Origin of the sequence: Streptomyces incanus, from assembly GCF_042656345.1 — a bacterium.
GTDB classification, from domain to species: domain Bacteria; phylum Actinomycetota; class Actinomycetes; order Streptomycetales; family Streptomycetaceae; genus Streptomyces; species Streptomyces incanus.
The window spans coordinates 18024-42271 of sequence record NZ_JBHSPC010000006.1 but is presented as its reverse complement, the minus strand read 5'-3'; the positions used below and the strand labels follow the sequence as shown (position 1 = coordinate 42271).

20 protein-coding genes and 3 pseudogenes are annotated in these 24248 nt (G+C 69.7%); 14 read left to right on the top strand and 9 right to left on the bottom strand.

What is annotated here, in order from left to right:
- Together ACFP2V_RS01145 and ACFP2V_RS01140 are read right to left on the bottom strand one after the other, a co-directional pair.
- Positions 1 to 595, bottom strand: a 595-nt coding sequence (locus tag ACFP2V_RS01145) for an SMI1/KNR4 family protein (RefSeq protein ID WP_381204382.1), incomplete at its 3' end; no start/stop codon positions are given.
- 130 nt (positions 596 to 725) lie between these two features.
- Positions 726 to 1646 (bottom strand): LysR family transcriptional regulator, encoded by a 921-nt coding sequence (locus tag ACFP2V_RS01140; protein WP_381204381.1) that lies wholly within the window; start codon positions 1644 to 1646, stop codon positions 726 to 728.
- A 98-nt stretch (positions 1647 to 1744) separates the two neighbouring features.
- Between ACFP2V_RS01140 and ACFP2V_RS01135 the strand changes: the two genes are divergently transcribed.
- Positions 1745 to 2110: a YybH family protein gene (locus ACFP2V_RS01135; protein ID WP_381204380.1), complete on the top strand. Its 366-nt coding sequence runs from the start codon at positions 1745 to 1747 to the stop codon at positions 2108 to 2110.
- A gap of 71 nt (positions 2111 to 2181) precedes the next feature.
- On the opposite strand, the gene ACFP2V_RS01130 is transcribed toward ACFP2V_RS01135, so the two are convergent.
- Positions 2182 to 2727, bottom strand: coding sequence for a hypothetical protein (locus tag ACFP2V_RS01130; protein ID WP_381204379.1), 546 nt, complete (start codon positions 2725 to 2727; stop codon positions 2182 to 2184).
- On the opposite strand from ACFP2V_RS01130, the gene ACFP2V_RS01125 reads away from it, so the two are divergent.
- The 5 genes and pseudogenes from ACFP2V_RS01125 (at position 2678) to ACFP2V_RS01105 (ending at position 9146) form a co-directional block, all read left to right on the top strand.
- Entirely contained in the window at positions 2678 to 4213 is a 1536-nt protein-coding gene (locus ACFP2V_RS01125) for a hypothetical protein (RefSeq protein WP_381204378.1), read from the top strand. The genes ACFP2V_RS01130 and ACFP2V_RS01125 overlap by 50 nt on opposite strands.
- A gap of 722 nt (positions 4214 to 4935) precedes the next feature.
- Positions 4936 to 6447, top strand: coding sequence for an AAA family ATPase (locus ACFP2V_RS01120; protein WP_381204421.1), 1512 nt, complete (start codon positions 4936 to 4938; stop codon positions 6445 to 6447).
- A gap of 33 nt (positions 6448 to 6480) precedes the next feature.
- Positions 6481 to 6720 (top strand): annotated as a pseudogene (locus ACFP2V_RS01115) (catalase); the annotation flags it as partial.
- Positions 6721 to 8420: 1700 nt separating this feature from the next.
- Positions 8421 to 8687, top strand: a pseudogene (locus ACFP2V_RS01110) (MerR family transcriptional regulator); the annotation flags it as partial.
- A 255-nt stretch (positions 8688 to 8942) separates the two neighbouring features.
- The gene (locus ACFP2V_RS01105) at positions 8943 to 9146 is read left to right on the top strand and encodes a cold-shock protein (RefSeq protein WP_019072426.1); all 204 of its coding nucleotides are present in this window, start codon (positions 8943 to 8945) and stop codon (positions 9144 to 9146) included.
- Positions 9147 to 9597: 451 nt separating this feature from the next.
- On the opposite strand, the gene ACFP2V_RS01100 is transcribed toward ACFP2V_RS01105, so the two are convergent.
- Complete coding sequence (locus tag ACFP2V_RS01100) at positions 9598 to 10218, bottom strand: hypothetical protein (RefSeq protein ID WP_381204377.1); 621 nt, start codon at positions 10216 to 10218, stop codon at positions 9598 to 9600.
- Positions 10219 to 10379: 161 nt separating this feature from the next.
- Here ACFP2V_RS01100 and trhA point away from each other — a divergent pair, with 161 nt between their 5' ends.
- The 5 genes from trhA (at position 10380) to ACFP2V_RS01075 (ending at position 16512) form a co-directional block, all read left to right on the top strand.
- Positions 10380 to 11210, top strand: coding sequence for a PAQR family membrane homeostasis protein TrhA (trhA, locus tag ACFP2V_RS01095; RefSeq protein ID WP_381204376.1), 831 nt, complete (start codon positions 10380 to 10382; stop codon positions 11208 to 11210).
- Positions 11211 to 11441: 231 nt separating this feature from the next.
- Positions 11442 to 11798 (top strand): PRC-barrel domain-containing protein, encoded by a 357-nt coding sequence (locus ACFP2V_RS01090; protein ID WP_381204375.1) that lies wholly within the window; start codon positions 11442 to 11444, stop codon positions 11796 to 11798.
- Positions 11799 to 12822: 1024 nt separating this feature from the next.
- Entirely contained in the window at positions 12823 to 14472 is a 1650-nt protein-coding gene (locus tag ACFP2V_RS01085; RefSeq protein WP_381204374.1) for a glycoside hydrolase family 43 protein, read from the top strand.
- Between the two features lie 359 nt (positions 14473 to 14831).
- Complete coding sequence (locus ACFP2V_RS01080; protein WP_381204373.1) at positions 14832 to 16256, top strand: non-reducing end alpha-L-arabinofuranosidase family hydrolase; 1425 nt, start codon at positions 14832 to 14834, stop codon at positions 16254 to 16256.
- Positions 16257 to 16383: 127 nt separating this feature from the next.
- A complete protein-coding gene (locus ACFP2V_RS01075; protein ID WP_381204372.1) occupies positions 16384 to 16512 on the top strand; it encodes a hypothetical protein in 129 nt (42 codons plus the stop codon).
- Positions 16513 to 17051: 539 nt separating this feature from the next.
- Here ACFP2V_RS01075 and ACFP2V_RS01070 read toward each other — a convergent pair.
- Positions 17052 to 17624, bottom strand: a pseudogene (locus ACFP2V_RS01070) (ISAzo13-like element transposase-related protein); the annotation flags it as partial.
- A gap of 261 nt (positions 17625 to 17885) precedes the next feature.
- Here ACFP2V_RS01070 and ACFP2V_RS01065 point away from each other — a divergent pair.
- Complete coding sequence (locus ACFP2V_RS01065; protein WP_381204371.1) at positions 17886 to 18599, top strand: hypothetical protein; 714 nt, start codon at positions 17886 to 17888, stop codon at positions 18597 to 18599.
- A 198-nt stretch (positions 18600 to 18797) separates the two neighbouring features.
- Positions 18798 to 19268, top strand: coding sequence for a DUF7010 family protein (locus ACFP2V_RS01060; protein ID WP_381204370.1), 471 nt, complete (start codon positions 18798 to 18800; stop codon positions 19266 to 19268).
- A gap of 139 nt (positions 19269 to 19407) precedes the next feature.
- Here ACFP2V_RS01060 and ACFP2V_RS01055 read toward each other — a convergent pair whose 3' ends face one another.
- Positions 19408 to 19710, bottom strand: coding sequence for a transposase (locus ACFP2V_RS01055; RefSeq protein ID WP_381204369.1), 303 nt, complete (start codon positions 19708 to 19710; stop codon positions 19408 to 19410).
- Between the two features lie 315 nt (positions 19711 to 20025).
- Positions 20026 to 20295: a hypothetical protein gene (locus ACFP2V_RS01050; protein ID WP_381204368.1), complete on the bottom strand. Its 270-nt coding sequence runs from the start codon at positions 20293 to 20295 to the stop codon at positions 20026 to 20028.
- A gap of 302 nt (positions 20296 to 20597) precedes the next feature.
- Between ACFP2V_RS01050 and ACFP2V_RS01045 the strand changes: the two genes are divergently transcribed.
- Positions 20598 to 20981 carry a DUF6269 family protein gene (locus ACFP2V_RS01045; RefSeq protein WP_381204367.1) on the top strand — a complete coding sequence of 128 codons (384 nt, stop codon included), beginning with the start codon at positions 20598 to 20600 and terminating at the stop codon, positions 20979 to 20981.
- A gap of 10 nt (positions 20982 to 20991) precedes the next feature.
- Here the strand turns inward: ACFP2V_RS01045 and ACFP2V_RS01040 are convergent, their stop codons facing one another.
- The gene (locus tag ACFP2V_RS01040) at positions 20992 to 22887 is read right to left on the bottom strand and encodes an AfsR/SARP family transcriptional regulator (RefSeq protein ID WP_381204366.1); all 1896 of its coding nucleotides are present in this window, start codon (positions 22885 to 22887) and stop codon (positions 20992 to 20994) included.
- A gap of 162 nt (positions 22888 to 23049) precedes the next feature.
- Positions 23050 to 24075: a polyprenyl synthetase family protein gene (locus ACFP2V_RS01035; protein WP_381204365.1), complete on the bottom strand. Its 1026-nt coding sequence runs from the start codon at positions 24073 to 24075 to the stop codon at positions 23050 to 23052.
- Between the last annotated feature and the right edge of the window lie 173 nt (positions 24076 to 24248).

Below are 24248 nucleotides of genomic sequence, written 5' to 3'. Positions count from 1 at the left end.
CCGGGCTTGAACGTTGTGCCGAGGTCGTACTGCGCGATGCCGAACGGCTGGAAATCGGCATCGGCAAGGACGCGGTGGGCCCGTCGGTGAACAACTGGCGCGGTTTTCGCCAGACCACCGCAGGCCAGGGACATACCAGCGCGCCACTTGAATCCCGACGGGCCCGGTAAAGGAACTCAGAGGTGGACATGTCGTACCAGTGCCATGGGCCGCCGTCATGGGACCGCGCAAGGACGGGGTAATCGCCCGGCCGCTCGGCATCGATCAGCCAGCAGTACTCGTCAGCCCATTCGGTGGAGCCCCACGCAACCACCCCCTTGCCGCCCGGCGCGTAGATCGCATAGGGATCGACGGCGGAGACGTCTCCGAGTGTGCTGTCCTGATCAACCGACAGGGCGACCCGCCACTGTGTCAGGAAATCGAACGAGACGCCCTCGTCGCGCCCCAGAAAGTAGACGGAATCACTGAAGACGCCGCCGCCGAACGCCTCGTAGAGCTCCTTGTAGTCCGCCGGCAGCGGAACCCCCAGCTCGCCCTCGATCGCCGCCCAGTCGACGGAGATCCCGAGCGGCTCCCACCCGGTCAGTTCGATCACTCGCTGAACCCACATACAACGATCTTTTAGCACCGGTCTTCGTTCCGATGTCCCTCAACCCCTCGAGGCCCGCAAGTTCGCGAAAACTGAGGGCACTTCGACGAGAACTCAAGGGTCTGTCGCCCTGATGTCAGGGGGTGAGCCCGTGGGTTCGCGGGGAAGTCGCGGGGCCGGGCTCGGTGAATGCCTGCCGGCTGTGCACGAGCAGCTCACGCAGCCCCGGGCTGTGCGTGCTCTTCCAGATCAGGGCGAGCAATGCGGGTGTATCGACATCATCGATGGTGCAGGCGGTGAGCCGGTCACGGTAGTGCACGGCCATGGAGTCGCTGAGGATGGCGACGGCGAGCCCGCGGGCGGCGAGGTCGGCAATGGCATCCGCGGCGCTGGCCTGCAGAGTGATGGCGGGTTGGAGGCTCTGTGCGGCGCAGGCCTGGTCGAATACCGTGCGCAGGCCGGTGCCGGGCGGCATGCACACGATCGGGTGGGCGATCAGGTCGCGCAAGGTGACCCGCCGCTGTTTCGCCAAGGAGTGCCCGGCCGGGACCGCCGCGACGAGCCGCTCGCTGATGATGGTCAGCGCGTCCAGCCCCTCGGGGGTGGCGGTTGCGGCCCCGATGAGTGCCAGGTCGACGGCGCCGGTGCGCACCCCCTCGACGAGCCGGTCGGAGCTGTCCTCCAGCAGCGAGATCTCCACACCTGGATGCGCCTGGTGGAACGCGGCGAGGGCGTCGAACAGCGGGGTGAGGGTGCAGCCGATGACCATCCCGACGGTGAGCCGACCCCGGATCAGATCGGTCACCTCGCCCACCGCCTGGCCGACTGCCCCAGCAGCGGCGAGCGCGGCGCGGGCGTGTCCGAGTGCCGCCTTTCCCGCGACGGTGAGGGTGACGGTGCGGGCCGACCGGTCGAACAACTCGGCACCGAGTTCCCGTTCCAGCTGACGGATCTGGGCGCTGACGCCGGACTGGCTGATGCGCACCCGCTCGGCCGCCCGGGTGAAGTTCTGCTCCTCGGCGACCGCGACGAAGTATTCCAGCTGCCTCAGTTCCATGAATGTAGATTCTAGCTTCTATAAAACTCATCTGTTGGACTTCTGACTAGTGGGCGGCCACGCTGGAAAGCGCCGAAGCCCGACGTCAGGAGGAACCCGTGCCGGAGTACGAAAAGGCCATGCGGCCCGAGGACATCACCCGCTTGTTCGTCGAACGATCCAACGCCGGTGACGCGGCCGGGGTCGCCGCACTCTACGAAGAGGGTGCGGTGATGGCCTACCCGCCCGGCGACCAGACAGTGGGCCGGGAGGCGATTCGCGCGCTGTGGGAGAAGGTGCTGGCCAACCGCCCCCGTTTCGAGCCGGAACAACCGCTGCCGACGCTGATCAGCGACGACATCGCCCTCACCTCGACCCCGCCGAAGGACGGGGCCGGTGCCCGGGCGCAGGTCGTCCGGCGCCAGCCTGATAGAAGCTGGCTGCGCCTGCTCGACCAGCCCGAGTTCGTCCCACCCACCCACTGACCTCCTTGCCTTCGTGAGTTCGCGAAACTGGAGGCTGTTGGGCGTGGACCCGAGGGTCCGGTGCCTCAATGTCAAGGAGTTGATCCGTGGGTTCGTGGTGAAGTCGCGGGGTCGGTTTCCGGGGACCGTTCCAGGAGAGCGCGAGCGGAGTTCGCGTAGCGGATCGCGGTCTTCTCGTCGAGTCCGAAGACCTCGGCGAGATGCAGCGGATCGGGGCCCCGGACCAGTGCTTCTTCGAGCTGCCGGTCGACGCGGAGCCGCTCCAGCGTCGCATCCTGCCCGCGCATCGCGGCGCTGATCCAGTGGTTGCTGGCCCGGCCGGTCGTGTTGGCGGTCTGGTTGTTGATCAGCAGGTGGAGGTTCGCGGTGTTCGGCCACCGGTGGCGCCGGTGCTCCAGCCAGTCCAGCAGCAGTTTCAGGGTGAGGTCGTCGAGCGGGCGGGCGCGTCCGGCGATGGTCAGCCGGCGGTTGCCGAGGTCGACGTCGTCGAGCATGAGGGTGGCGATCTGGGCGACCCGGGCGGCGTGGACCGCCGCGAGGGCGAGGATGAGCCGCGTCGCCGGGGTGGTGGCCGCCGCGACGGAGCGGTCGACCTGCTCGTTCTCCGCCTGGGTCATCTTCCTGTCACTGAAGGCGATCGCCACCGACCCAGGACTGTGGAGCCGACTTCACGAGCCGAGTGGTGAGTTCCTGCTGCTTACCGAGAAGGACTTCAAGAGCCCGGACGGCTCCAGCAGGCTGCAGACGCTGCTCGCCCATTCCGACCGGACGGTCAGCGGTCTCGCCGACCAGGTGCGGTCCATGGCCTTCCAGCCACTGGATCTGCTGCCCCCGCTCGCCCAAGCCGTCCCCAGGCAACGGACCGCCGGGATGACCAGGCCAGCGGCATCGTCCGGCGCCACGACTGCCCCTTCAGGCGCGAGCGGATTGCCCGGGTGGATGGATGGACACATCGCTGCACAGACCGTGTCCTCACCGGCCGTGGCACCCTCGGTCATCTCACCGGACGGCTTCCACACCCGGACCTGGCTGGACATCGCCACAGCCGTGGTCTGGCCGCTCCTGTTGGCCGTTACCGTCTGGATGGTCGTCGCGGGGTTCTCGGTGCCGCCGATCGGGCCGGGCGTGCCGGTGATTGCCGCCCTTGTGCTCACGGCGTTCACTCGCCGTCGGCGGGTGGAGCTGGCACAGTCGCGGGCCGCTCTAGCCAAACTGACGAAGGAGTTGGCCCAGCTCGACGACCCGGTCAAGGCAGCCGAGAAGCTGCGGAAGGACCGGGCGAAGCTCGACGCGGCGGAGACGAAACGGACCGCTGCCTACCCGCAGGAACAGGACAAGCTCACTGCCCAGTACCACGCCGAGCTGAAAGAGGCTGAGAAGAGCAAGGCGCGGAAGCGGCACGATATCGACAAGAAGATCGGCGGACTCTCCGAGGAACTGCGGAAGTCCCTGAGTAAAGCGCTTGCCGACAAGCAGGCAACGTATGTCCGTGATCAGCTCAGCCGACGGCCGATCGCCCAGAACCCACCGCACGGCATCGGGCCGACACTCGCCGGTCGTCTTGCGGCGGTGGGCATCCGGACGGCGGCCGACTTCAGGGGCTATCGGTCCGTGCAGAGCACCTCGTACAACAGCACTGGCGCCGTCCTCGTGCTGCACAAGGGCCGTCACGTGGCCGTGCACGGCATCGGCGAGGCCAAGGCAGCCGCCTTGGATACATGGCGCCGATCCCTTGTCGCCTCGGTCGAGAAACGGCAGCCGACCGTCCTGACCGCGTCGGAGCGGCAGTCGGTCGAAAGAAGCATCACCCTCCGGCGGGCCCAGCTCACCGACCAACGCAAGGCTGTGGAAGCGGAGACCGACGCCCTGCGTGAGAAGGCGCGCAAGAAGCTCGAACAGGGACAGGAGCAGCTCACCCGTGAGAACAAGCTCGCAGGAGACCAGGCCCGGCGGCAGCGGCAGGAGTTCAGCCGGCGGACCGTCGAACTGCAGCAGAACAGCGCGCGGCACGGGACACTGAGTGCCTCCGTCGCAGCCGCCAGGCTCCGGCAGCGCCGGTTGTCCTACGCCCGCTCTGTGTGCTTCCTCTACGTCGGCCGGTGAGTACGCGTCTCGACCGGGCGCCACCTCCGGGAACGCTGGGTCTCGGGCCGCGGGCCGGGCGTTCGGCCGGTTGGCAGGGCACGGCCCGCTGACGCATGGCTCGTATCAGGCCGATCGTGCTCACAGTCGGCGGCAGCCGGTGTAGCGCTGCGCAAGAGGTCGCTGCGCCTGTCCTCCCGTTTTTCGCTGTGACGCTCATTGACGCTCTGCGCGCGTGACGACTCGCGAAGGGATCTGGAGAACCGCCTCTGAGCTGCGGTTTTCCGCGCTCTCGCCCTGGGGACATGTTCCCGATGACGCATCACGTGGAGTGCGTGGCGATTCTGGAGCCTGCTGACAAGGGCTCCTGACCTGCGGTTTGGCAGTAGCGCCGGTGGGTCTCGATCTGTTTCGCGATATCCAGCAGGTCGAGCTCTTCGGACCCTTCTCACCTGCGGCTTTGTGCTGGAGTGACGGGTAGGAGCGGCTGCGCGATGCCTGACCGTCGGGGCTCTTGACGCTCATATGACGCTCGACTCCCGTCGGCGAGGCCGACTGGAACAGTGTGGTGCGATGCCCCGTGACCGCCTTGTCGGGGAGCCGCTGACAGGGCTCTGCGGCGATCACGGTTGGTGATCTCTGTTGCCAGCCATCAGCAAAGTCAAGCTAGACGAATCTTGTCTAAGTAGACTTAGACATGTTGCAGTCGATCTAGCTGGTGGAGAGTGCCGGTGCACGAGAGCATGCTTGCCAAGCCCGAGGACGTGGTCGACCGTGATCGTGAGTGGGGGCTGCTCACCGAATTCGTCACGGACCCGGATCCAGCGATGCGCCTGGGGATTGTCTCGGGGCGCAGGCGGCACGGGAAGTCGTATCTCCTGCAGGCGCTCTCCGAGAAGGTCGGGGGTCTGTACGTCACCGCGGTGCGGGAAGAAGGGCGGCTGCCGGCGATCCAGCGGTTCAGCGACGCCATCGCGGCCCACGCCGGTCTGCAACCCGGCACGCTGCGGTTGACCGACTGGCGTGATGTCCTGTCCAACGCCCTTGACGTCACCGCGCGATCACAGACCCCGCTGCTGGTGATCGACGAGTTGCCGTACCTCCTCCAGCACTCTCCCGAGATCCCCGGCCTGCTCCAGCAGCTCTACGACGAGCGCCAGCGGGGCACCGGGGCCGGACCCGGAGTGCGGGTGATCCTGTGTGGGTCCGCGATGAGCGTCATGCACGAACTGCTGTCGGGGACGAAACCGTTGCGCGGCCGTGCGGTGATCGATCTGCGGCTGGGGGCTTTCGACTACCGGGCCAGCCGTGTGTTCTGGCAGATCGAGGACCCGCTGACCGCCCTGCAGGTGCACGCCGTCCTCGGTGGCGCTCCCGGTTACCGGCCGGTGGCGGCCCGCCCGCACCCGAGCGACGGCTTCGCCTCCTGGCTGACGCGGACGCTGCTGGACCCGGGGCGGGCGGTGTACTCGCGCACGGAGACGGAGTACCTGCTGCGCGAGGATCCGCGGATCACCCAGCACACTCTCTACTACGACATCCTCACCGCGATCGCCCGGGGCGCCACCACCCCCACCAAGATCGGCGCGGCCCTGGAACGCCAGCGCAACGCCGTCACCCACCCGCTCGACGTCCTGGAGTCCACCGGCTACATCCAGCGCGAGCAGGACATCCTGCGCCCCCGCCACCCCGTCATCACCCTGACCGACCCCGTCATCCGCTTCAATCAGCTGATCACCCTGCCGCAGGCGGCCACCGTCGAGCAGGGCTTCGCCGAAGAGGCATGGCAGGCCGCCTCGCCGACCTTCAACTCCAAGATCCTCGGCCCCCACTTCGAGGACCTCGCCCGCGCCTTCACCCGCCGCTACGCCCACACCCTGCTTCCCGGCGGCCTGCCCGGCCCGGTCGGCACCACCGAGGTGGCCGACCCGGCGGCCCGCACCAGGCACGAGGTGGACGTTATCGCCCTGGCCCTGGGTGAGCGCCCGCAGGCCCCCCGCGCCCGGATCGCCCTCCTCGGCGAGGCGAAGGCCACTGCCGCCCGCCGCGGCACCGGCGACCTGCAGCGTCTGGAGCACATCCGCACCCTGCTCACCGGCCAGGGCTACGACACCACGGGCACCACCCTGGCCCTGTTCTCCCTGCACGGGTTCTATCCGGACCTGATCGAGGCCGCGGCCGGCCGCGACGATCTGCTCCTGGTCGACCTGGCGGCTCTTTACGGGATCGAGTGGCCACCGAGTTCCTCGGCGTGACGGTGCAGGTCGGAAGAGGTCGAGCCGGGCTGAGGGCAACCCGGCACCCTGGTGCGCGAGGTCGTGGACGACGCCCGGGACCGCTTGGTCGACAACGTCGTCGGACACCTCCTCAACGGTGTCACCGAACCCGCCCTCGAGTACTGGGCCGACAGCGGCGAGAACATCGGCAAGGGCATCGCCGACGGTGTTCGCGCCAAGGCCAAGGAGAAGGATCCCCAGGCTGCCGAACAAGGCAATCCCGCCCGGCGCACCATGCAGCACAAGGCATGAGACCCGTGTTGATCCCGCCGGGGCGACGCGCGGTCGGGGCGTGAGCCGGGCGGGGGCCGGGCGGGGGCCACCTCGCCCGGGGCCGGAGAGAACTCTCGCCATGGCCCGGGCAAGGTGACTCCCTGGGTACGTCGGCTTCACCGCCGACCGGGCACGATCTCGGCGAGTGGGTCCTCAAGGGAGCGTACGGCCGTGGCGGCCCGTTCGCCGACCCGGTGGGGCAACCCCCCGCTGACGCAGACCCTCAGGCGGTCAGCGGGGGGGAGTAGGGAGTAGTCGTACCCGCGGCGTTCTGCCCCCAGGGCGCCGTTACGAGCTGCTGGACGTTTCCTGAAGGGCCGGCAGAGCCGCAGTGCTTGCCGGAGAAACCGACGACCACGGTCGACGTGTGACGGCAAGCTGCCGTGGACCCGCGTCCCGCCTGTGTCAAGGTGCCGGCCCATGCCTGATCGAGTCGGGGCCCGCGCCGGGTTCGATCAGGCGGTCCATCCGAGGCGACGCCACCGGTCGGGCGGGCACGGGCAGCCGGGCGAACACGAGAGAGTACCCGCGGGTTGAGGAAGCAGATCCCCGTTGTGGCGCTGACTCGGCAGCAGGAGCGCCGGTCTGCGCATCGTGGCACCAGCACCGGCGTGCACCGCTTCCACGAGCTGCTCGGTCATGGGCTACGCCCGTCAAGACCGGCGCAGGCCCTCGTCCCACGCCCGTCACCGGCCGGTCTGTCGGTAGATACGGCCGAAAGCATGAATGCCCAGCGGTGGCCGGCACCTGCCGACGGTAGCCGTGGCGCAGTCGGCGGCACCCCGGGAAGCCCGACGGCCCGCGCGGCTGTGGGTCACTCCGAGCGCCGGACCTGGGCTTCGGGGCTGCTCCTACCATCAAGAGACCGGCCGAGGCGGCTTACCTCATGTTCGAACGCGCAGAAACCTATGTCGGCTGGAGTAGACATTGGGTGGCGGTGTGGTTATGGTTTCTCTCGTAGCCGAGATCAACAAGGCCCGGCAGAGACGAACTGCCGGGCAGCAGTACCCGCAGGTGCAGGACGGTGCGGTGGTGGAGTTCCGAAGCCAGAGCGGTTGCAGGACGGGCGACGGGACTGACGGTCGCACCGGGTGGCCCGCAGTGATCAGGGGCCGCCGGGAGCAGGACCCAGCAGCGAAGTCAGTGAGCAGCACCTCGGTGAAGGCGTCGGCTGCGGGCGCGCGCACCGGGCAGTTCGGCAGTGGGGTTCCCAGCCGGAGCAGACGCAGGACGGGCGACGGGGCCGGCTGTCGAAGAGTGGCGCTGTCACAGGCCACCAGCAGTTCGCAGTATCAGCAGTGCAGTTCGCAATACCAGCAGTGCAAGCAGTACGCAGTACCAGCAGTAGGTAAGTGAGTGATCCCAGAGGGAAGAAACGGAGGAGCCAGGCGCCATCAGGATCGCCCGGGCGGAGGTCTGAGCCCGGGTACCGCAGGACATCGATAGTGAGGTGGTCTCCGGTCGAGCAACCGCGATCCCCGCATCCCCGACGGTGTCTCGGTCGGGTCTGCGGACACAGAAGGCCGGCGCAGTACTGGGGCTGGCAGATGGTGTAGCAGTTCCTTCGGGGCCCCGGCGCCAATGGCGCCGGGGCCCCTCGAGGCGTTCCGCGGGGGAAGGCCCCGGCGGCAGACGACTCGTACGGCCGTCTCGACGACGACGGCTGTCCCGCCTGCACCATGGGCCGGGCCGCCCACATGCTGGGCACCACCCCGGGCTTCTTGCGCGCCATCGGCGAAGCACGCCTGATCACCCCGCTGCGCTCCAAGGGCGGCCACTGCCGCTACTCCCGCTACCAGCTGCGCATCGCGGCCCGCGCCCGGGAACTCGTCGACCACGGCACCCCTATCGAGGCCGCCTGCCGCATCGTCATCCTCGAAGACCGACTCGAAGAAGCCCGGCGCGCCAACGCCGAACACCGCCGCGCCGCCGGATCACCCAACCCCCGGCTGCGGCATGAGACGAGCGTGCCCGCCGGTATCGGGGGACACCGCCCGCACGGTCCCGGTCTGCGGCGTGATCGTTCCAGTAGTGACGCGGTGTGCGGCCGTGTAGCGTCTGCGTCAGCTGTCGTGGTTCGGAGTTCCCCTTTGCCCACGCTTCGGTGTGGGCTTTTTGCTGTGCTGTGCCGCAGGAACCAGGGCGATCACCTCTGCCTTCCACAAGGAGTGGGAGGCGTTCATCGACTGGAAGGCATGATTATGGCTACGGGAACCGTGAAGTGGTTCAACGCGGAGAAGGGCTTCGGCTTCATCGCCCAGGACGGGGGCGGCCCGGATGTCTTCGCGCACTACTCCGCGATCAACTCCTCGGGCTTTCGTGAGCTCCAGGAGGGCCAGGCCGTGACGTTCGACGTCACCCAGGGCCAAAAGGGCCCGCAGGCCGAGAACATCAATCCGGCCTGACCTCGCGGCCTTGCCCGAGGGACCGGGCACTTCGCGGCCGGTGACTGCCGCGGCCCGTGCGGGCCGTGTTTTCAGCCGGACAAGGGGACCCGCTCTCGTGCCGGGCGCCGACAGGACCTGTCGTGCACAGGATCGGGGCCGCGCAGCCATGGCTGCGCGGCCCCGATCCGTTGAGGTGCATCCGGGGCGACGCGACCTCGGCCGGAAAATTCCTGAACTCGGTCGCTCCGAGCGTTGTCCCGGATTCGGCCGCCTCACCGTCGAGTTGCCGTTGAGCCGAGGGCCACGACGCTACGTCCAGGTCGCCGGCGCGCAGTTCGTCGGCGACCAGGGGTGCTCGCAAGGTGCAGCAGCACCGAGCCGGATGAGTACGGATACGGGGCCGGGTCTGCGCGCCACGTGCCGGCTCGGATGCCGCGTGCCCTGCGCGGCTGCCTGGAGGAGCGGACGTTCAGACGCTGGTCCAGGCGCTGAGGAAGGCTTTCCGTCCAGCCGGATCGTCCGACCTGCGGTCTGCATGCAGGACGCGCCAGGCGGTGAGTTCGAGATCCCGGAGCCATAGTTCTCCGAGGAGCTGTGTCTTGAAGTCGGGAAGACGGTCGGATTCGGCGAGGGCTTGACCGATCACCTCCCCGGCCGCGACGCGCTGGGGTGGGGTCACCTCATGGACGGCCGAGAGGATCTGTCGGGCCGGGGCGGTTCCTTCTCCTGCCAGGGAACGCAGCACCTGAGCCTTGATGTTGACGGGGAGCAGGTACGGGGTGCCCGACGACCTCCACAGGTCCGACCGGAAGCGTTCTCCTGCCTTGGTGGGGGCAGGCAGCGCGGCCAGCAGACTGAGGAGACGACCGGTGGCCGCATAGCCATCGGAGTGGGCAGCTGCGACGACTGCAATGCCGGCGACGCCCTCCACATCGAGATGGCCGGCTTCGAGGTGCGAAGCCAGACCCAATTGATGTTCCAGCTGGTGTGCCAGGGGAGCGGATACATGGGGGCGGACCTCAGGAAGCATCGGCGATTCTTGCGCGTAGGCGAGCGGAGATGCCCGTTCTGGAACCCTGATCGTTCCCATGACCAGCCGATCTGCTCGGCTTCGGCAGGCCCTGTCGGCGGTAGCGTCAACGGGGCTGGGGTTCACCCTCGCGAACCAGCCCACGCCCGGCGACGTGGCCCTGGGGTTCTGGACCGACCTCCCGTCATGCTGTCGGAGTGAGGTCTGTTTAGCATGACCGCATGGCTGCCAGTCACGCCCAGGTGCCCGAGAGAGGACGAGAAGCCGTGTCCCGCGACGCCGCTGAAGTCGAATACGGTCACGTCGCCTCAGCGCGTGGAGAGCGCCGTGAGGACGGGTTACCCGGCGGATCACAAGGCGACCATGCAGGGGAGAAGGCTCACTCGGTTGCTGCTCTGGTGGAGCGGGCGGCCGACCTGGCCGAACCGATCAAGCCGAGGTTGCGTGGCTGGCTCCATGCCGGAATGGTCCCCGCCGCACTGATCGCAGGCGCCGTACTCATCTGCCTGGCCCGTACTCCGCAGGCAGTCCTGGCCTGCGCCGTGTATTCGGTCACCGCCTGGCTGCTGTTCGCAACGAGCGCCCTCTACCACCGCGGTACCTGGGGACCGCTGGGCGAGGCTCTTCTACGACGTCTCGACCACGCCAACATCTTCTTGATCATCGCCGGCACCTGCACGCCCCTGGCCGTGCTCCTCCTCCCGCCGGAACAGCGGTCCATGCTGCTGTGGATCGTGTGGGCGGGCGCGTTGGCCGGCATCGCGTTCCGGGTCCTGTGGGTCGGAGCTCCGCGCTGGCTGTACACCCCGTGTTACCTGGCCTTGGGGTGGGCGCCGGTGCGCTACCTGCCCGACTTCCTGCACACCGGCGGAGCGGCCGTACTCGCCCTGATCGTGGCGGGCGGTCTCCTCTACAGCGCGGGCGCGGTCGTCTACGCCCTCCAGCGACCCGATCCCTCGCCCCGCTGGTTCGGCTTCCACGAGGTGTTCCACGCCCTGACCGTGGCAGCCTTCACCGCGCACTATGTCGCCATCTCCCTCACCGCCTACTGACCCCGCGACAGCGTTCCGGCCGTGCCGCTCATCGCCCACGTTGCCGCGCGCCGGACCGCGACGGGCCGGGCGGTCGCCGAGGCATCGCCCCGCGCGTGAAAGCCGTCCGCCGTCTGGCCTACAAGTGGGCTGCTCTCCAGGGTGTGACGCTCCGTAGACAGGTAAGGAGGGAGGAGCGAGAGAAAGACGAGACAGCGGTCTTCAGCTGACCTGCGACGGAGGAGGCCCCCCGTGTTCGAGGCGGAAGACATCAGGGAATGGCGAGGCCACGACGTGGTCGACCATGAGCGGCACAAGATCGGCGTCCTGGAAGCGGTCTACGTCGACACGGCCACGGACCAGCCCGCGTTCGCGACGGTCACGGTAGGCCTGCCGACCCGGCACCGGCTGGTGTTCGTCCCCCTGGCCGACGCGACGGTCGGTCCGGATTATCTGAAGGTCGCCTACGACAAGAAGCAGGTCAAAGAAGCGCCCTCGATCGGAACGGACGGCGAACTGCTCGCGGAGGACGAGAAGACGGTCTTCGCGCACTACGAGCTCGCCTACCGGACGGGTGCGGGCGGCGAACGTCGCCTCGCCCGCCGCTGATGCCCCACCGGCTTCCCCTCCCATGAGGTGACACGCATGGTGCTCTTCCTCCTGCTGGTCATCGGTGTGGTGGTCCTGGTCGCCGACTTCGTCCTCCTCAGCCTGCGCCTGGGCCGCCGCCGCAGGCGCCTGCCCCGGTGACGCGGTCACCCGGGCAGAGCACCCCGCTTTGCCTGCCCAAGGGCCGGCCGAAGCGGGCTGCTGGAGCAGTCCTTGAGTCATCGCCGAGTGGTCCGCCCGGTCCGTGATGGTGAGGAGGCGTCGGTGAGGTCGGCGCCGGCTCCTTGCTGCTCGCTGACGCTCAGGACTCCGTCCCGGGTGGGCGAGGGGCCGGCACCGAGTCCGGTGCGGCAGATGTCATTGCACCACAAAGCCCCTGAACGGATGCGCCTGGCGGCCAAGAACGGATGCGCCTGGCGGCCAACCGCTCGTCGAACGGTCCGGTGCCGCCGTCGCGTGGAATGCCCGGGCCTCGCAGTCACCCGGCCCCCGGAGTTCGTGTCCCACTGCACCGGCGGCGACCCGTGGTGACTGCTGCGGCCTTCCGATGCTGCCAGCCCATGCTGGGCACCCCCGCTGGCTGCCTGCTGGATCTGGTCGATGAGGCGGTGCTGCGTGACGCCGTCGGCGAACATGGTCGCCTTGCCTTCCCGATCACCTGAAGAGAAGAGTCGAAATTTCTGACGCCGTTCGGAAAATCGGTGTGTCGGATGCGGGAGACGCGGCCGACCGGGTGTCGACACCGTCCGCGAAGTCGCTCCGCTCCGGCGCCAAATGGTGTTGTGATTCAGCCATTTGATGGCTTGACGTGCGCCGTATCGCACAAAGGCCCTACGAAATGTTTCGACGTTGATGGCGACGCATGCGATAGGTATTGACGTCGTTCACCGGTTCCCTATCATTCAGGCTGCTCGACACTTCGACCTGTGTTCGATATCTCGAACGCGCGAGGTCGCTCCATCGCACAGCAAGGCATCTCCGGGTCACGCCCCCCTCGAACGCCGAGCCGCAAGGAGCCTGCCGCATGCGCATGTCATGGCCTCATCAATCTTTCTCCCGTCGTCGCGCGCTGGCGACCGCCACCGGCCTCGCCGCCGGCGCGGTCCTCCCGCCGACGGGAGCCTCCTCCCGCGCCGCAGCCGCTCCCGCCCAGGGGCCGGCCCGCGTCACCGCCGGGGAGTACGCGAACCCGGTGATCTGGCAGGACTTCGCGGACATCGACGTCATCCGCGTCGGAAACACCTACTACACCTCGGCCTCGACCATGCACTACTCGCCGGGCGCGCCCGTCCTGCGCTCGTACGACCTGGTGCACTGGGAGATCGCTGGCCACTCGGTGCCGGTCCTGGACTTCGGCGCCAAGTACGACCTGAACGGGGCCCGGGGCTATGTCAGAGGGATCTGGGCGTCGTCGCTGGCCTACCGTCCGAGCGACAGGACGTTCTACTGGCTGGGTCAGATCGACTTCGCCAGGACGTACATCTACACCGCACCGGCCGTCGAGGGGCCGTGGAACCGGCTGACGACGATCAGCGCGCCCTACTACGACGCGGGGCTGCTGGTCGACGGCGACGACACCCTGTACGTGGCGTACGGCAACACCACGATCAGCGTGGCCCAGCTCTCCCCCGACGGCCGCACCCAGGTCCGCACGCAGCAGGTGTTCACGACCCCGTCGAGCGTCGGCACCCTCGAGGGCTCCCGCTTCTACAAGATCAACGGGCAGTACTACATCTTCCTGACCCGCCCCGCGAACGGGCAGTACATCCTGAAGTCGTCGGGCGGCCCCTTCGGTCCGTACGCGATGCGGCAAGTGCTCCTCGACCTGCGCGGGCCGATCCCCGGCGGAGGCGTCCCGCACCAGGGCGGCCTGGTCCAGACGCAGAACGGCGCCTGGTACTACCTGGCATTCGTCGACGCCTACCCCGGCGGCCGGGTGCCCGCGCTGGCACCGGTCACATGGACCTGGGACGGGTGGCCCGTCGTCCAACTGGTGAACGGCGCATGGGGCACCTCCTATCCCAGCCCGGCCGTGCCGCCACCGCCCCGCCAGGTCACCCCCATGACCGGCGTCGACATCTTCGACGGCACGACCCTCAAACCGAGATGGGAGTGGAACCACAACCCGGACAACACCAAGTGGTCGGTCGACAACGGTCTGACCCTGCGCACCGCGACGGTCACCGACGACCTGTACTGGGCCCGCAACACCCTCACGCATCGCATCCAGGGCCCCACCTCCACCGCCACGGTCCTGCTCGACCACTCCGCGATGCGGGACGGCGACCGGGCCGGACTCGCGCTGCTGCGTGACTCCTCCGCGTGGATCGGTGTCAAGCGCGAGGGCGGCGCCACACGGGTGGTGATGGTCGGCGGGCTGACCATGGACAGCGGCTGGAACACCACCGGCACCGGCTACGAGCTCGCGAGCTCGGCCGCCTCGGGCAGCCGCATCTGGCTGCGCGCGAGCGCGGACATCCGCCCCGGCGCGGCACGTCCGGGGACTTTCTCCTACAGCACCGACGGCATCACGTTCACCCGACTCGGACCCGACTTCTCGATGGGCAACGACTGGCGGTTCTTCATGGGACACCGGTTCGCCCTCTTCAACCATGCCACCCGGGCGCTCGGCGGCTCGGTCCGCGTCACGCGGTTCGAGCTGTCCACGCCCTGAACCGAGCCGATGTCGGCCAACCGCCCACCGCACCCGGCCGTACGAGGAGAAGCATGAACCCGCTCCAACGCTTCGGCCGTCACCGAGCCTCGGCCCCGGGCCTCCCGGCCGCGACAGTCCTGACGACGCCCGGGACCGCGACGGGCCCACCCGACGCCGTCCGAGCCTCCACCCCGGGCGCCCATGCGGCCCGAAGGTGCCGGGCGCCACCGGTCTTTCAGAAGGTCGCGAAGGACCGGGAAGTCACAAGCGGTCTGCCGTGGTGTTCACAGTCCGCTGCACACCGCACTCCACCGACAGTCCGGACAACCTCTGACGAGGCCAACCGGAACCGCCTACTCAAGGTTGGGGAAGTCCCTATGCACAGAGGAAGTTTCAGCCGCAGGCATCTGTCTGCGGTGCTCGCCGCCGCGGTTGCGGCCCTGGCCGTGCTGGCGGCGATGCTCGTCGCCACCCCGGCTCAGGCGGCTGCCAGTGGCGCCTTGCGCGGTGTTGGTTCGGGCCGGTGTCTCGATGTGCCGGGCGCCAGCCAGACCAACGGCACGTACCTGCAGATCTACGACTGCTGGGACGGGACCAACCAGCAGTGGACGTTGACGGACGGCAACCAGCTGACCGTGTACGGCAACAAGTGCCTGGATGTTCCGGGCCACGCCACCGCGGCCGGTACCCGGGTGCAGATCTGGACCTGTTCCGGCGGTGCGAACCAGCAGTGGCGGGTGAACTCCGACGGCACGGTCGTCGGCGTGGAGTCCGGGCTGTGCCTGGAGGTTACGGGCGCCGGTACGGCCAACGGCACGGCGGTACAGATCTGGCCGTGCAACGGCGGCGGCAACCAGAAGTGGGCCGGCCTGCCCGGGACGCCGCCGACGGACGGCACGTGTTCTCTTCCGTCGACGTACCGGTGGACGTCGACGGGTGTGCTGGCGCAGCCGGCGAACGGGTGGGCCGCGGTGAAGGACTTCACCACCGTGACGCACAACGGCAAGCACCTGGTCTACGCGTCGAACGTGTCGGGATCGTCGTACGGCTCGATGATGTTCAGTCCCTTCACGAACTGGTCGGACATGGCGTCGGCCGGCCAGACCGGGATGAGCCAGGCCGCGGTGGCGCCCACGCTGTTCTACTTCGCGCCCAAGAACATCTGGGTGCTGGCGTACCAGTGGGGTGCGTGGCCCTTCATCTACCGCACGTCGAGCGACCCCACCAACCCCAACGGCTGGTCCTCTCCGCAGCCGCTGTTCACCGGGAGCATCTCCGGCTCCGACACCGGCCCGATCGACCAGACCCTGATCGCAGACGGCCAGAACATGTACCTGTTCTTCGCCGGTGACAACGGCAAGATCTACCGGGCGAGCATGCCGATCGGGAACTTCCCGGGCAACTTCGGCTCGTCGTACACGACGATCATGAGCGACACGAAGGCCAACCTGTTCGAGGGCGTACAGGTCTACAAGGTTCAGGGCCAGAACCAGTACCTCATGATCGTCGAAGCTATGGGCGCGAACGGGCGCTACTTCCGCTCCTTCACGGCCTCCAGCCTGAGCGGCTCGTGGACCCCGCAGGCCGCCAGCGAGAGCAACCCCTTCGCGGGCAGGGCCAACAGCGGCGCCACCTGGACCAACGACATCAGCCACGGTGACTTGGTCCGCAACAACCCCGACCAGACCATGACCATCGACCCCTGCAACCTGCAGTTCCTCTACCAGGGCAAGTCCCCCGCCGCGGGCGGCGACTACAACCAGCTGCCGTGGCGGCCGGGTGTCCTCACCCTGCAGCGCTGACCTTTCCGATTCACGACGACCCTGATGTGGTGCGGTCTGCCGACGTGTGGGCGAGCGGTTCACGGCGTGGGCGATTCCGCCTGCTGAACTGGCGGAGTCCCTCTCGGACCCGGTGTGCCGAGAGGAGATGCGTACCTACCACAGCGTCGGCGGCCCGGCCTCGTCCATCGGCGCGGCCCTCTCGTTCGCCATCGACCAGCCCGCCGAGGTGGACGCCGGCGAGATCACCGTCCGCCCCACGACCGGCCACGTCTGAGCCGGTCACCTGCCCCGTCCCCACCGCTCATGGGGGGACGGGGCGGCGTCGTCCACCACGTGGCTCTACGGACCGGAGACCGGCCGTTCCTCGTCGTCGGGTCCGTCCGGCGTCGCCGGCCCGCACGACAGCCAGGGTCCGGAACCGCTCGTGCGAGGCATCCCGCCCCTTCGGAGTGAGCCGAGGCGGACCCTGCCGGTGCGCTGGTCGTCGTGGCCTCCTCTGCTCTGAGCCGCAGGGGCGGGCTGTCGGCCGTGACGCTCGTTTGACGCTCTGGGCGCCCGCACCCGGCACAACGAGCCTGGAAACCTGCTTCGAACTGGGCTTTTCCTCAGTTCGCTCAGGTCGACACCTTTCCGATGACCCATCATGTGGAGTGCGTGGCGATTTTGGAGCCCGCGGAAAAGAGCCGCTGACCTGCGGTTCAGCAGGAGCGCCGGTGGGCCTCGACCTGTTTCGCGGTATCCAGCAGGTCGAGCCCTTCGGGCCCGCCTCACCTGCGGGTTCGCGCTGGAGTGACTGGCGGGAGCGGCTGCGGGCTTCTTCGTGTCCACGCTGATCACCGGCTGGTCGCAGTTCCGGTGACGGCGGGCTTGCTCGTTGAGACAGCGGAACCGGGCGTCCCGGTCGGGGTGCTGCTTGCCCTCCAGGGTCTTGGCGTTGCTCTGCAGGCTGAAGCCCTCCTCGCGCAGCAGGTCGCCCACCGTGTCCGCGCAGATCCTGTGGCCTTGGCGGGTCAGTTCCTCGGCGAGCTTGCGGGTGGATTCGGTGGTCCGGCGCAGCGGTGACATGGGGTCCCCGCGGACGTCGGGCTCGACCAGGGCGAGGAGCGCCGCCCGAAGTGCCGGGTTGAGGTCGACGACGCGTTTGCGGCCGCCGCCGGCTCTGCGGACACGTCCTGACGGAGTCTCACCGGAGTCGGGTTCCCGCATCCCGAGCGACACAGTGGCCTCACAGACATCGGCGGCACGGGCCACCGCCCTGATTCCGCCGTGGCCGAGCGACCGGGCCTCCGCCCTTATCCGCAGCCGTCGCTGCCGCTCGTCCAGGTGCGGCAGGATCGCCTCGAACTTGGCCGCCGGCACGTCCCGTTGCCCTTCCAGCCCGCTCATACCAGAGCAACGGCCCGTCGAGGGGGAAGCCGCGGGTCAAAGATCTGCACGTCCTTACGGCACTGGAGGAATCACCCCCAGCTGCCCGCCGAAGCAGCGCGGAGTCCCGGCGTCGCTCCCGATCACCTGCCCTTGTTGACGATCACGCAATTCCCCAGGGCCGGTTGACGGGCTTTGCGGGGCTTTGGGTCAGCGCGTCCCTCTTGCGGTGAGCGGAAAACCGTTCGACGGCCCGGACCGGAGGCGTCATGATCCGCACTTGTGACGACTCCGAAGCAGCTCCTGGTCCAAGCCGCCGCCCGCAACAACGCCGAGTGGTGCGCAGCGATGAGCCGATCGCACGGCTTGGCGGGCGAGTTCGGGGCACAGGCTTGGGCCGCTCCGTCTCGCACGCCGCTCTACTACCCCGACGCGGTGACGCTGGTGCCGGGCGCCGACCGGACCGCGCTGGCGGCCCGGATCGACACCACCGCACCCGGCGCCTCCGTCAAGGACAGTTTCGCCGACCTCGACCTGACAGAGGTCGGTTTCCAGGTGCTGTTCGAGGCGCAGTGGATCCACCGCCCGGCGAGTGCGCCCGCCCCCGTGTCGGATCTCGTCTGGGCCGTGGCGGGCGACCCGGATGCGCTGCGCGCCTGGGCGCTCGCCTGGGACGGCGGGGACGGCGACGCGGACCTCTTCCGGCCCGAACTGCTCGACGACCCCGCCACCTTCGTGCTCGCCGGACAGTCCACCGACGGCCGAGTGGTCGCCGGCGCGGTGGCCAGCCGCAGCCACCACGTGGTCGGAATCTCCAATGTCTTCGCGCTGGACGGCGGCCCTGACGCGGCCTGGCCGGTCGTCCTGGACGCCGTGAACAGGCTGTTCCCCACCCTGCCGGTGGTCGGCTACGAGCAGGGCGACGACCTGACGGCAGCCATCCGGCGTGGCTTCGAGCCGGTCGGTCCGCTGCGGATCTGGCTGCACGGCCAGTAACGAGTGCTGCCCCGCAGAAGTTCGTGAAGGGTTGTTGATCGGGCGGCTTGAGCGGGGTGCCGTCATAGGTCCGGTGCCGAACTCGGTCGCGCCCGTGAGGCGTAGCCGGGGGTTTATCGTGGCTGCTCCACATGATGCGGGGGGAATGTGTTCAGATCCGGAACGATCTTTCTGGCGGTGTTCGGGCTGGTCTGGTGGATGGTGGGGACCTCAGTGGTCACCGCCACCCCGGCCGCCGTGGCAGCCGTCCTCGGACTGGCCGCCACGGCGGGTGTGCTGGTGCTGGGTCGCAGGGTCGTCTCCCAGGGGCCACCGCCTCCCCCAATGGATGCCGGAGTCATGCGGCGCTTCGGGTGGATCAACATCGCCCAGTGGGCCGCGATCGCGGCGACTGTCGTGGTGTGCGTCGCCTGTGGCGTGCCCTCGTGGATTCCGGTGCTGGTGGTGATCATCGTCGGGGTGCACTTCCTGCCGCTGGCCACGCTGTTCCAGCAGTCGGAATACCGCGTGACAGCGGCCGTACTCATCGCCGCCGGTGTCGCCGCCGGCGTCGTCGGCACGGCAGGCGGACCGCCGACCGCGGTACGTGCCACAGCTTGTATCCCCGCCGCGCTGGCTCTGTGGGGCAGTGCGGTGTGGCTGCTGGGCCGCCGGACCGGCACTCGATAACGGCGAGGCCGTTCATCCTGCTTCGCAGGTTCGTGCCGGGGTGTTGATCAGGTGGTCTTGAGCGGGGTGCCGTCGTAGGCCCAGCGGTAGGCCGTGGCGGTTTCGTTGTGCGCGATGACGTAGACGTCCGTCTTGTCGATCAGGCGTCGCGGCTGGAGAGGTCGCCGTGCCGCAGCACCCGGCGGACCAGGGCGGAGAAGAACAGTTCGACCCGGTTGAGCCAGGAGGCGTGCGGTGGGGTCCAGTGCGCAGGCCGACGCGGGTGCGCCTCGAACCATGCCTTGGTGTGCTTGGCGGTGTGGGAGGAGCCGTTGTCCAGCACCACGTGGGTCTCCTTACCGGGGTCGATGACGGCGTCGAGCCGGTCGAGGAGGGCGGTGAAGGCGAGCGCGCTGTTCCGCACGATCGGCTCGGTCGGCACCTCGCCGGTGCGCACGTCCATGCCGCCACGATCGAGGCGGTGCCGTGCCGGCGGTACTCGAGCCCCTCGCGGGCATCCCGGCCGGGTGCAGCGGGCCGGCCGGGGTGTTTGCGGGAGCGGGCGGCGATCGCGGTCTTCTCATCGATGGACAGCACCACCCCCTCCCCGGGCGGATGGCGGTACGGGCCGCACACGTCTGCGGCCCGCTCCCAGAAGTCGGGGGCCTCCCGGCGGGTGGACCGGCCGTGCACCCGGTGCGGTTTGAGGTCCAAGTCGGCCAGGATCCGGCCGACTTGGGAGGCGGGGATCTTCGCGGACACGGTGTCCGCCACCTGCTCAGCCATGGTGCGGTGCGACCAGGTCGACTCCGGGCGGGGGCGGGGCTGCGGTGGCAGCAGCCATGATCGCGACGCGCACCTCGGACCCGTATGCCTTTGGCCGCCCCGAACGCTTTGCGTCCGCCAGGTCATCCAGCCCGGTCTTCGCGAACCGGACCCGCCCTTTGCGAACCGTGTTCGCCGAGATCCGCAGTTCCCGCGCGAGGGCACCGTCGACCGGCCCGTCCGCCGACGGCTGGTTCACCATCCGCTCTGCCCACGAGCCCACTTGTGTCTCACCGAGGGACGGGACCGCAACGGAGCCTACGGCGGCGCGGTGGCCGTCCAACTCCCCTGTGACGAGGCTTCCGTACCGCGTACCTCCCTCGAACCGGCCGGCCGGGAGACGCCCGGTGTCGACCTGTCGCCGGAACGTCACCCGTAGAAGCCGTCGGTGTGCCAAGCAGGGCACCCCGGTCGGCGGGCTCAGGAAGTTCGGGCACGTCCGCTCACCATAGGCGATTCATAGATGCTTCCCGGATGCTGTTCCCGTACCGACCGATCGGAACCGTGTTGACGAGGGAGGCTGTGATGAGCGAGGGGACGCCCCATGAGGGGGACGGCCGCGACAGCGACGAGCTGCCGGCGGAACTGGAGGAGGAGATCACGTCCTGGTTGGAACAAGGGGGGATGAACCTGATGACGGTCCTCAACGGCCAGAGCGTGTCCGACGAGACGACCGCCCGGAACACGATCTGGGACCTCGTGCAGCAGGACGGCTTCGGCGGAACCGAGACCGTCGGCCGGTCCTCGGGACTGCTCGGCCGGAGGGACGTCGACTCCGACGTCCGTTGGAGCAATCTGGTGGCCACCTACATCGACTCCCTGAGCTGTTCGCTGCTCCCGCACACCGGCGAGGAGGGCACCACGATGGCGTTCGGCCTCGACGAGGGGCACGCGGGAGGGTGCGGCTGACCGCGTCCCGTCAGCGGACGACCGGCCGTCGCCCGCCGTCCGGCGTGCCGGGGGAAGCCGGTTCCCCCCGGTGCTGCTCGCGGGCGAAGAGGCGCACCAGCGGCGTGAGGCGGTAGCGCGGCGGGACCTGGCAGGACACCTCCAGCAGGCGGGCACCGGCCAGGCTCTCCAGAGCCTCCTCGGCGTCCTTCCGCGGGCAACCGAGGACGTTCGCCGCCTCGGGTGCGCCGAAGACGTCGGGGCAGCCGGACGCCAGGACCCCCAGGGCCGTCCGCACCGGTGCGGACACCCGCCGGTGACCGCAGGACAGCGCCGCCCGGACGTCGAGGTCGCCCGCCCGAAGTTCGTCGAGCCTGCGTTCCTCCGGTTCGAGCCGGGCCGCCGCCGCCGCGAGCCGTTGGCGCGGGTGCGCGGCCAGCCGGGCCGCCACGATCCGCAGGGCGAGGGGCAGCCGGTCGCACAGTTCGACGATGCGGGCGGCCGCGTCGGGCTCGTCCCTGGTCCGTTCGGCCCCCGCGATCGTGCTCAGCATCCGGCGGCCCTCCCCGGCGCTCATCGGGCCGAGGGTGACCGGACGCGCCCCGGGCAGTGTGGTGAAGGAGGCCCGGCCGGTGATCAGCGTGCGGCAGCCGCCCGTGCCGGGCAGCAGTGGGCGGACCTGGCGGTCGTCGGCGGCGTTGTCCAGGAGCACCAGCATCCGGCGGTCGGCGAGCAGACTGCGGTAGAGCTGGCCGCGCTCCTCCACGGAAGCCGGAAGGCTGTGCTCCGCGACGCCCATGGCCCGCAGGAACCAGCCGAGCACCTCGGCGGGGGAGCGGGGGCGTTCGGACTGTCCGGACAGGTCGGCGTGGAGCTGCCCGTCCGGGAAGCTTTGCCGTGCCCGGTGCGCGGCGTGCACGGCCAGGGCCGATTTGCCGGTACCCGCGGCGCCCGTCACCACGGCGGGGGAGGACCCTGCTCGGCGCAGGGCGGCCGCGATGCCGTCCAGCTCCCGGCGGCGGCCGGAGAAGTCCGCGACATCGGCGGGCAGCATCGCGGGCACGACACCGCTCCAGGCGCCACGGTCGCGCACCCGCGCCACCGCAGGGCGGGGCCCGCCGTCCGGCAGGGCGAGCGTCGTGCCGGCGGTCCCCGCCCCCTTGCGCGCGGCGGGCCTCGCGAGGGTGCCCGTCAGCACGGACTGCCGGATGTCACGCAGGGCCCGGCCCGGGTCCACCCCCAGTTCGTCACGGAGCATCCGCCGTCCGCGCTCGTACACCGCGAGGGCCTCCGCCTGCCGGCCGCACCGGTGCAGAGCGGTCATGAGCTGGCCGAGCAGCCGCTCGCGCAGGGGGTTCTCCATCACGAGCCGCATCAGCTGCGGGATTGCCGTGTCGTGGCTTCCCAGGGCCAGTTCGGCTTCGATCCGGTCTTCCCGCGCGGACAGGAGGGCCTCGTCCAGCAAGGGCCGTTGGCGTTCCCTGAGGTGGACGGTGACGTTGGAGAGAACCGGCCCGCGCCGTAGCGCGAGCGCCTGCCCGAGGTGGCCGGCGGCCGCGGTGTAGCGGCCCGCCGTCAGGTCCGCGCGACCGCGGTCCACCAGGCTCTCGAAAGCCGTCCAGTCGAAGAAGGCGCCCCGTGTGTCCAGTCGGTAGGCGTGGGCGTACCGCTCCAGGTGGACGCCGGTACCCAGGCACTTCCTGAGCTGGGAGATGTAGGTGTAGAGCTGGGCCGTCGCCGTGGCGGGCGGTTCGCACCCCCACAACAGGGCCTTGAGCCGGTCGTCGGAGAGCGGCCGGCCCCCGGCGAGCAGCATCGCCGCGAGGACCGTGCGCTGCTTCGCTCCGCCGAGGGGGACCGTCCGTCCGCCGGTCTCGGCCTCGACCGACCCGAGTACGCGGAACACGGACGGGTCGAAGCCGTTCACCTCCGCCGGTCTCCGTCCTCGCGGTCCGGTGGCCGGGCGCGGCTGCGGGGCGGACGGTGCGGCGGGCGGCCGGACGCGGCTCGCTCCCGCGGGTCCGAGTCGGGTGGTGCGGTCGCGCATGGTGTCGCTGTGCCCCGGCATGTTCGGTCTCCCGTAGGTGCTTCAGGCCCTGCGGTGGGCCACGAAGTCGCAGAGCGCGCCGAGGATCCTGCGCGCCGGGGTCCGAGGCAGGACCCCGAGGGCGGTACGGGCCAGTGCCAGGCGCTCGTCCCTCATGGCCGCGGCCGTGGCGAGTGCGGCGGAGTCCCGCAGGAGTTCCAGCGCCCGACGGTGCGGGCGTGTCCCGGCGGCCGGTCCGGCGGCGATCAGGGCACGCAGCTCTCCGTCGCCCGGGTCGTCGTCGGCCAGGGCGAGGAGCACGGGGAGGCTGAGGACCCCGGCTTCCACGTCCATGCCCGGTTCCTTGCCCGACGCGGACGCGGGCGAACCGATGTCGAGGAGGTCGTCGGACATCTGGAAGGCGAGGCCCAGTTGCTCGCCGTACTCGGTGAGGACGTCGACGTACGCCCCGGGCGCGCCTGCCTGAAGAGCGCCGAGCTGCAGCGACAGGACGATCAGGGACGCGGACTTGCCGGCCGTCACCTGGAAGTAGTGGTCCAGGGGTGCGGTCCCCGGCTGGGGCCCGAGCAGCTCCAGTGACTGGCCGCGCACCAGCCGGCCGGCGGTCGTCGCGTTCAACCGCACCGCCCGCGGTCCGAGTTCGCAGGCCAGCCGGGCGGCCTGGGCGAGGAGCCAGTCCCCGGCGAACACCGCGCGGCGGTTTCCCCAGCGGACGTTGGCGCTGTCCGCCCCGTGCCGGGTGCCCGCCTCGTCGATGACGTCGTCGTGGTAGAGGGAGGAGACGTGGACGAGTTCGGCCAGGACGGCCGCGTCGATGACACCCTCGCTCTCCGGATCCCCGAACTCCGCGCCCAGCAGGACCAGAAGGGGCCGCAGCCGTTTTCCGCCGGTGGCGACGAGATGCCCGACGAGTGGGGCGATACGGGGGTCGGCGGTGCGGGCGGTGTGCTCCTGGAGGCGCTGTTCGACGGTCCGCAGGCGCTCGGCCAGCCGGTCCCGCAGTGCCGGGTCGTCGGCCGCGAGTCCGGACACGAGGGAACCGCGCTCCGGGGCGCTCAACACGTTCATCCGGGCTCCTGAGGGTATGAGGCACGGGGTTCCCCGGCCGGACACCGCGGACGGCCGGACGCGGGGGCTCGCCGCAATGGCCGGCTCCTGACGTCCGGCTGCCCGCCGACGCCGCGGCAGGGCCCGGACGGTACATGCGGCGGCCGGGGAGTGGAGTGCGTCCGCGACGGGTC

Excerpts from the sequence above, each read along its gene's own strand:
- ACFP2V_RS01140 (WP_381204381.1), bottom strand. The coding sequence starts at position 1,646 with ATGGAACTGAGGCAGCTGGAATACTTCGTCGCGGTCGCCGAGGAGCAG.
- ACFP2V_RS01130 (WP_381204379.1), bottom strand. The coding sequence starts at position 2,727 with ATGACCCAGGCGGAGAACGAGCAGGTCGACCGCTCCGTCGCGGCGGCC.
- ACFP2V_RS01120 (WP_381204421.1), top strand. The coding sequence starts at position 4,936 with ATGCTTGCCAAGCCCGAGGACGTGGTCGACCGTGATCGTGAGTGGGGG.
- ACFP2V_RS01105 (WP_019072426.1), top strand. The coding sequence starts at position 8,943 with ATGGCTACGGGAACCGTGAAGTGGTTCAACGCGGAGAAGGGCTTCGGC.
- ACFP2V_RS01100 (WP_381204377.1), bottom strand. The coding sequence starts at position 10,218 with ATGGGAACGATCAGGGTTCCAGAACGGGCATCTCCGCTCGCCTACGCG.
- trhA (WP_381204376.1), top strand. The coding sequence starts at position 10,380 with ATGGCTGCCAGTCACGCCCAGGTGCCCGAGAGAGGACGAGAAGCCGTG.
- ACFP2V_RS01085 (WP_381204374.1), top strand. The coding sequence starts at position 12,823 with ATGCGCATGTCATGGCCTCATCAATCTTTCTCCCGTCGTCGCGCGCTG.
- ACFP2V_RS01080 (WP_381204373.1), top strand. The coding sequence starts at position 14,832 with ATGCACAGAGGAAGTTTCAGCCGCAGGCATCTGTCTGCGGTGCTCGCC.
- ACFP2V_RS01075 (WP_381204372.1), top strand. The coding sequence starts at position 16,384 with ATGCGTACCTACCACAGCGTCGGCGGCCCGGCCTCGTCCATCGGCGCG.
- ACFP2V_RS01060 (WP_381204370.1), top strand. The coding sequence starts at position 18,798 with ATGGTGGGGACCTCAGTGGTCACCGCCACCCCGGCCGCCGTGGCAGCC.
- ACFP2V_RS01055 (WP_381204369.1), bottom strand. The coding sequence starts at position 19,710 with ATGGACGTGCGCACCGGCGAGGTGCCGACCGAGCCGATCGTGCGGAAC.
- ACFP2V_RS01045 (WP_381204367.1), top strand. The coding sequence starts at position 20,598 with ATGAGCGAGGGGACGCCCCATGAGGGGGACGGCCGCGACAGCGACGAG.
- ACFP2V_RS01035 (WP_381204365.1), bottom strand. The coding sequence starts at position 24,075 with ATGAACGTGTTGAGCGCCCCGGAGCGCGGTTCCCTCGTGTCCGGACTC.